Annotated in this window: 7 protein-coding genes; 4 read left to right on the forward strand and 3 right to left on the reverse strand. The window is 69.5% G+C overall.

Annotated elements, in window-relative coordinates; genetic code table 11:
• From AC31A1_RS42790 to leuA, 3 genes are all read right to left on the reverse strand, one after another.
• The coding region (locus AC31A1_RS42790; RefSeq protein WP_489658481.1) for a sialidase family protein at nt 1–1,058 on the reverse strand (1,058 nt) is incomplete at its 3' end.
• 103 nt (nt 1,059–1,161) lie between these two features.
• Complete coding sequence (locus AC31A1_RS42795; RefSeq protein ID WP_489658482.1) at nt 1,162–1,866, reverse strand: TerB family tellurite resistance protein; 705 nt, start codon at nt 1,864–1,866, stop codon at nt 1,162–1,164.
• Nucleotides 1,867–2,062: 196 nt separating this feature from the next.
• Complete coding sequence (gene leuA, locus AC31A1_RS42800; RefSeq protein WP_489658483.1) at nt 2,063–3,796, reverse strand: 2-isopropylmalate synthase; 1,734 nt, start codon at nt 3,794–3,796, stop codon at nt 2,063–2,065.
• Nucleotides 3,797–4,097: 301 nt separating this feature from the next.
• Between leuA and AC31A1_RS42805 the strand changes: the two genes are divergently transcribed.
• The 4 genes from AC31A1_RS42805 to AC31A1_RS42820 all read left to right on the forward strand — a co-directional run.
• Nucleotides 4,098–5,165 carry a M4 family metallopeptidase gene (locus AC31A1_RS42805; protein WP_489658484.1) on the forward strand — a complete coding sequence of 356 codons (1,068 nt, stop codon included), beginning with the start codon at nt 4,098–4,100 and terminating at the stop codon, nt 5,163–5,165.
• A 53-nt stretch (nt 5,166–5,218) separates the two neighbouring features.
• Nucleotides 5,219–5,485, forward strand: a complete 267-nt coding sequence (locus tag AC31A1_RS42810) for a protealysin inhibitor emfourin (protein WP_489658485.1) — start codon at nt 5,219–5,221, stop codon at nt 5,483–5,485.
• A 70-nt stretch (nt 5,486–5,555) separates the two neighbouring features.
• The gene (locus AC31A1_RS42815; protein ID WP_489658486.1) at nt 5,556–6,881 is read left to right on the forward strand and encodes a GH1 family beta-glucosidase; all 1,326 of its coding nucleotides are present in this window, start codon (nt 5,556–5,558) and stop codon (nt 6,879–6,881) included.
• A partial coding sequence (locus AC31A1_RS42820; protein ID WP_489658487.1) for an MFS transporter occupies nt 6,878–7,255 on the forward strand: 378 nt, incomplete at its 3' end. The genes AC31A1_RS42815 and AC31A1_RS42820, both read left to right, overlap by 4 nt.

Raw genomic sequence — 7,255 nt, forward strand, 5'->3', positions numbered from 1 at the left:
CCCGACAACGTAACGGCCTTCACGAAACTCCCCCCGCCATCCGCACTCCGCCAAATCGCCATCCCCTCCCGCACGTTGGGAACGGACGGTGCCGAGAACAGCAACGGAGCCCCCTCCCCCGGCAGTTGAAGAACACTCCCCTCCACCACAGGCACGTCGTCCAACGTGTGCTGCACCGCGTAGGGCCGGTCGAGACTCACACCCCCGTCACTGGAGTAGGTGTCGAGCCGGTTCCCCACACTCGTCCCCAGCTGATCCCGGGAGCTGAAGTACAGCCGCCCGTCGGGGAGTTCGGCCGCGGTCGACTCATTCGCGTTGTCGACCCCGTCGTACGTCGAGTCGACGAACCCCAGCCGCCACGTCTCGCCGCCGTCGTCGCTGTACAGGTCGTGCCCGCCGTAGTACTTCGCCTCCTGCCCGGTGTCACTCGACCCGGCGCTCGGCGCGGCGGAATGATTGGCAGGAACCACCAACCGCCCCGCATGCGCACCCCGCGTCAGCGCGACCGCGTGCCCGGGCCCCGTCGCATACCAGCGCCAACTCGGCAGTTTCACCTCCCCCGTGATGTCGCGCGGAGCGGAGAAGTGCCGCCCGTCGTCCCAGCTGCGCTGCACGAACACGCGCCGGCTCTGTTCCGGTGTGACCTCGCCCCGCATGATCTGGCCCTCGGTCACGGCCCCGCTGTTGTAGGAGGTGACCAGCACGATCGCGCCGGTGCGGGGGTCGACGACGGGAGCCGGGTTGCCCCGGGTGTCCCCGTCCCCGGCGGCGACGACCGACAGCGGACCCCAGGTGCAGCCGCCGTCCGTGGAACGCCGTAGGACGACGTCGATGTGCCCGGTGTCGCCCGCGCTATTGGGCCGCCCCTCGGCGAAGGCCAGGACGGTGCCCCGGTCGGAGACGACGGTCGCCGGGATGCGGTAGGTGTCGTAGCCGCCGTCTCCGGAGACGTACGGCACGGAGGACGTGCAGCCGGAGTGCGCTGACGCGTGCCCGGCGACGGTGAGCGGTGCGATCAGTACGGCGGTGGTGAGAAGCGTGCGGCTCAGGATGGTCATCGCTCTCCCTCACGGGCTTTCGGAGACCTGTCCGTCACATGCTCTCCGGAGTCACCACCCGTGACGCGCGTACCACTGTCCTCCTAGGCCGTGCGGGTGTGTTCTACGACGGCGTCCGCGCCGCCGCCAGCAGCCGGGTCACGTCGTCCGAGCAGATGGTGAGGGCGGCGCCCACTGTGGCGAGGGCGTCGCGTTCCCCGGGGGTGTAGGGGCCGTCGGCGAGGGCGATGCGGGCGCCCTGGAGCAGGATCGACTCGCGTCCTGCGGGGGCGAGATGGGGGGCGAGCGGGTCGAGGGCCTCGTGCAGTTCTATGGCAAGGCCCGCGCCGCTGGATTCGCCGTAGACGCGGCCGGTGTCGGCGGCCAGGGCCTCGACGAGGGCGCCGAGCTGTTCCTCCGTGCACTCCTGGAAGCCGGCGGCGCGCACGGTGCCCGCGGCGGCCTCCAGGGACGTACGGGCGCAGCTGCCACCCGCCGCGAGGACCGCGAGGGCGACCGTGTGGACGGCGTCGCGGAGCATCGCGGAGAAGCGGCTCGTGGTGGGGTGGTCGAGGACGTCGGTGCCGTAGTGGCCCTGGCAGGCCGCGCACTCGACGACAGGACCGGTGTCGCCGCGCGGCAGCACCGGCATGCCGAGCAGGGTGAAGCGGCGGCGCCCGGTGAGCCGCTGGTAGTTGCGGTCGCCCCCGCATCCGGGGCAGAAGAACTCGCCGTCCCCGACGCTGGTCCACGCGGTACGGATGCCCAGCACGCGCGCCGCACGGCCCTCATGGACAGCTCGGCCGTCTCGTCCCCGTTCAGGCAGCACGTCGCACCTCCGTAACGCCGCGGCAACATCGCCGCGCTGGCGTGATGTTAGCCACATTGTCGAGCCGGAGTCAGTACCCCGGACGAGACCTCTCCGTGACCTGCACACAGAATGGCCGGGAAACGACGGGACCCCGCCCACCGGAGACCGGCGTACGGGGCCCTTCGACGACGGGTAAACCGCCGGTCAGGCTGGTTCAGCGGGTAGCGCGGTTGACGGCCGAGACGACGGCCTTCAGGGACGCACGTGTCGTATTCGCGTCAATGCCGATTCCCCACAGGATCTTGTCGTCGATCGCGCATTCGATGTACGACGCGGCCTGCGCGGAGGCTCCCTCGCTCATCGTGTGCTCCTGGTAGTCCAGGAGCCGTACGTCGATGCCGACGGACCCCAGGGCGTCGAAGAACGCGGAGATCGGGCCGTTGCCGGAACCGGTCAGGACGGTGTCGACGCCGTCGACCGTGGCCTCCACCTTGAGCGTGTCCACGCCGTCGGTGTCGGTGGTCGACTGGCCGTTCTTCACCTGGATACGGCCCCAGGCATTGTCCGGGTTCGGCAGGTACTCGTCCTCGAAGGTCGCCCAGATCTGCTTCGGGGTGACCTCGCCGCCCTCGGCGTCCGTCTTGGCCTGAATGAGCTTGGAGAACTCGATCTGCATCCGGCGCGGCAGGTCCAGCTTGTGGTCGTTCTTCAGGACGTACGCGATACCGCCCTTGCCGGACTGCGAGTTGACCCGGATGACGGCCTCGTAGGACCGGCCCACGTCCTTCGGGTCGATCGGCAGGTACGGGACCGCCCACTCGATGTCGTCGACGGTGACGCCCTTGGCGGCGGCGTCGGCCTCCATCGCGTCGAAGCCCTTCTTGATGGCGTCCTGGTGGGAGCCGGAGAAGGACGTGTAGACCAGGTCGCCCACGTACGGGTGGCGCGGGTGGACCTCCATCTGGTTGCAGTACTCCCACGTACGACGGATCTCGTCGATGTCGGAGAAGTCGATCTGCGGGTCGACGCCCTGCGAGAAGAGGTTCATGCCCAGGGTGACCAGGTCGACGTTGCCGGTGCGCTCGCCCTGTCCGAACAGGCAGCCCTCGACGCGGTCGGCGCCGGCCATCAGCGCCAGCTCGGCGGCGGCGACGGCCGTGCCGCGGTCGTTGTGCGGGTGGATCGACAGCACCACGTGCTCGCGGCGGGACAGGTGGCGGCCCATCCACTCGAAGCGGTCGGCGTGCGTCGACGGGGTCGAACGCTCAACGGTGGCAGGCAGGTTGAGGATGATCTCGCGGCCCGGGCCGGGCTGCCAGACGTCCATGACCGCCTCGCAGACCTCCAGCGCGAAGTCCAGCTCGGTGTCCGTGAAGATCTCCGGCGAGTACTGGTACCCGAACTCGGTCTCCGGGCCCAGCAGCTTCTCGGCGTACTCCATCACCAGGCGGGTGCCGTCGACGGCGATCTGCTTGATGTCGTCCTTGGAGCCGCGGAAGACCACGCGGCGGAAGACGGGCGCGGTCGCGTTGTAGAGGTGCAGCGTCGCACGCTTGGCGCCCTTCAGGGACTCCACGGTCCGCTCGATCAGGTCCTCGCGGGCCTGCGTCAGCACGGAGATCGTGACGTCGTCCGGGATCGCGCCCTCTTCCTCGACGATCGAGCGCACGAAGTCGAAGTCGGTCTGGCCGGAGGCCGGGAAGCCGACCTCGATCTCCTTGTAGCCCATCTTGACCAGCAGGTCGAACATCGCGCGCTTGCGCGCCGGTGACATGGGGTCGATCAGCGCCTGGTTGCCGTCGCGCAGGTCCGTGGAGAGCCAGCGGGGGGCTACGGTGATCCGCTGCGAAGGCCAGGTGCGGTCGGGGATGTCGACCTGCTCGTACTGGCCGTACTTGTGGATCGGCATAGAACTGGGCTGCTGGCGATTGGCGCGGCTGGTTGCCATGATGCGGGGGCTCCTCGTGGTGTCCTGAAGGACGGCCGACGGCGCAACGCCAGACTCCGCGGGGAGGGGGTCGGCCTCGACTACAGGCCCTCGCCGCGGCAGCTAAGGAGAAGCAGCCCGATACGCATGATGTCCAGCAGACTAGCCGAGTCGTGCGCGGTGCGGGGGCCCGTATCACTATGCGGGACATCCGCGGCTGTATACCACTCTCTGCTACGGGCACGTGACGATTGTCCCCGTATTTCACCAATCACGGTTGCCGGTAGTGACAGCGGCATAACTCAGTGCCAGGGTGCGGGGCATGACGACTCACGGGGGCTTCGAGCCCGTCTTCTGCACGATCGTCCCGCCGCATGTCCTCGACAGGCTCGCCCAGCACGAGGACCCCGCGCTCGCCGGTCCCGCCCGCGAGACCCTGGAGCGCGACGCCTACGAGCGCACCCACCGCCGGCTGACCACGGTCATCGGCGCCCCGACCCTCGCCGCGCCGGCCGTGTCCGACAAGCCGCAGCGGACGATCTACGACGCGAAGCACAAGCAGGACCTGCCGGGGAAGAAGGTGCGCGCCGAGGGCTCCGACCCGGGCAAGGACGCCACCGTCAACCGCGCCTTCGCCGGGCTCGGCGCCACCTTCGAGCTGTACCTCAACGCCTTCAATCGCCACTCCATCGACGGCCAGGGCCTGCCGCTCAACGCGTCCGTCCACTACGACGTGAAGTACGACAACGCGTTCTGGAACGGCGAGCAGATGGTGTTCGGCGACGGCGACGGCGAGCTGTTCCTCGACTTCACCATCCCGGTCGACGTCATCGGCCACGAACTGACCCACGGCGTCACGCAGTACACCGCGAACCTGACCTACTTCGGCCAGTCCGGCGCCCTGAACGAGTCCATCTCCGACGTCTTCGGCTCGCTCATCAAGCAGTACACGCTCGGCCAGACCGCCGCCGACGCCGACTGGCTGATCGGCGCGGGCCTCCTCGCCCCGCGCGTCTCGGGCGTCGCCCTGCGCTCCATGAAGGCCCCGGGCACGGCCTACGACGACGACGCCCTCGGCAAGGACCCACAGCCCGCGACGATGGACGACTTCGTCAACACGGGCAGCGACAACGGCGGCGTGCACATCAACTCCGGCATCCCCAACCACGCCTTCTACCTCGTCGCCGACGCGATCGGCGGGCACGCCTGGGAGAAGGCGGGACAGATCTGGTACGACGTCCTGACCGGCGGCGAGCTGAAGAAGGACGCCTTGTTCACGGACTTCGCGAAGCTCACGGTGGCCGCCGCGAAGACGCGGTTCGGGGACGGCGGCGAGGAGTTGCGGGCCGTGACGAAGGCGTGGGAACAGGTCGGGGTGCCGACCTCGTAGTCGCGACGGGTCCGGCGGTCGCGCCGGACCCGTATCCGTACTAGACAGGGCCCATGCGTATTCAGGTACGGCGCACAGGCGGGTTCGGCGGTATCCAGCGCAGCGGCGAGGTCGACACCTCGACGCGGCCCGACGCCCATGAGTGGCACGCGCTGGCCGAACGGGCGGTCGCCGCCGGCCAGAGCGCTCCCACGACGGGGGTCCCGGACGGTTTCCACTACGAGATCACGGTGGACGGGAAGACGGTGCACACGGCCGACCCCCGGCTCACCGACGATCAACGCGAGCTGATCTCAAAGGTGTTGAAGGAAGGCGCGTGAGCTGATGTCCTCGGGCGGGCGTAACTGCTTGTTCACGCCCGCCCGTTGACACCCGTTACCGCCGGTACCGATGATCCGGCGCATGGCGATTGATGCAGGCAACCCGATACCTCGGTTCCCGGCCGGCTTCCTCTGGGGCGTCTCGACCTCGGCCCACCAGATCGAGGGCGCGGCGGACGAGCGCGAACCGTCCGTCTGGGACACGTTCGAGGCCGAGCCGGGCCGGATCAAGGACGGCTCGACGGCGGCGGTGGCCTGCGACCACTACCACCGCCACCGCGAGGACGTGGCCCTCCTGGCCGACCTGGGCGTGGACGCGTACCGCTTCTCGATCTCCTGGCCACGGGTGAACTCCCCCGGCGGCCTCGATTTCTACGACCGCCTCGTCGACGACCTGTGCGCGGCGGGCGTCCGCCCGGTCCCGACCCTCTTCCACTGGGATCTCCCGGTCACCCAGGACTGGTTGCGGAGGGACACGGCGTCACACTTCGCCGAGTACGTGTCGGTGGTCGCCGACCGCCTGGGCGACCGGGTGAAGAAGTGGATCACCCTCAACGAGCCTGCGGAACATACCCTGTTGGGCCACGCGCTGGGCGCCCACGCCCCCGGCAAGGCGCTCCTGTTCGACGCGCTCCCGGTCGCCCACCACCAACTCCTGGCCCACGGCCTGGCGGTACGGGCGCTGCGCGCGGCCGGTGCCACCGACATCGGGATCGCCAACTCCCACGGCCCGACCTGGCCGGCCTCGCAGGAACCGGAGGACATCGAGGCGGCCAACTTCTACGACCTGCTCCTGAACCGCCTGTTCGCCGACCCCCTCCTGCTCGGCGAATACCCGTCCGGCCTGGGCGAGTTGATGCCGGGCGACGTCGAGTCCGACCTGAAGGTGATCGCCGAACCGATCGACTGGTACGGGATCAACTACTACGCGCCGAGCAGGGTCGGAGCACCCCAGGGCGCGGAGATCGAGTTCGGCGGCCTCACGCTCCCCGCCGAACTCCCCTTCTCGGTACGGGAGATCGAGAACGTCCCGGTGACGGACTTCGGCTGGCCGGTGGTCCCCGAGGGCCTCACGGAACTCCTCACCACCTTCCGCGACCGCTACGGCGACCGCCTCCCGCCCGTCGTCATCACCGAGAACGGCTGCTCCTACGAGGGCATCGACGACCAGGACCGGATCACGTACCTCGACGGCCATGTCCGGGCGCTGCACGGGGCGTTGGAGGCGGGTGTGGACGTCCGCGGGTACTTCGTGTGGTCGCTGCTGGACAACTTCGAGTGGGCGGAGGGCTACGAGCGCCGCTTCGGCCTCGTCCACGTGGACTACGAGACACAGGCGCGCACTCCGAAGGCGTCGTACAGCTGGTTCCAGGGCATGCTGCGGGCGCAGAGATGACGACGACGGGGAGTTCGGTGGACGACGGCAATCCGGCTCCCTCCACGGCCACTTCGGCTCTCGCCCTGGCCGAACCCGTCGAACGCGTGGGCCGGGGCTGGACGTCCGCGCTGTCGCTCGCCAACGGGGCGATCTGGGTGGGCTGGTACGGCCCGCTTCAGATCCTGCTGGCGTCGCAGGCCAAGGACTTCGCGCCGGGCACCGGCATGTCCAAGGAGACGATGCTGGCGTGGGTGACGGGCGCGGGCGCGCTGGTGTCCCTGGTCGCCAATCCGCTCTTCGGCGCGCTGTCCGACCGCACGACGGCGCGGTGGGGGCGCCGTACGCCGTGGATCGTGGGCGGGGCCGCGGGCGGGGCGCTGTCGTTGCTGCTG

This window comes from Streptomyces sp. P5F9 (assembly GCF_057961495.1).

Bases quoted from the DNA above. Each gene is read 5' to 3' on its own strand.
- leuA (WP_489658483.1), bottom strand. From the start codon at position 3,796: ATGGCAACCAGCCGCGCCAATCGCCAGCAGCCCAGTTCTATGCCGATC.
- AC31A1_RS42805 (WP_489658484.1), top strand. From the start codon at position 4,098: ATGACGACTCACGGGGGCTTCGAGCCCGTCTTCTGCACGATCGTCCCG.
- AC31A1_RS42810 (WP_489658485.1), top strand. From the start codon at position 5,219: ATGCGTATTCAGGTACGGCGCACAGGCGGGTTCGGCGGTATCCAGCGC.
- AC31A1_RS42815 (WP_489658486.1), top strand. From the start codon at position 5,556: ATGATCCGGCGCATGGCGATTGATGCAGGCAACCCGATACCTCGGTTC.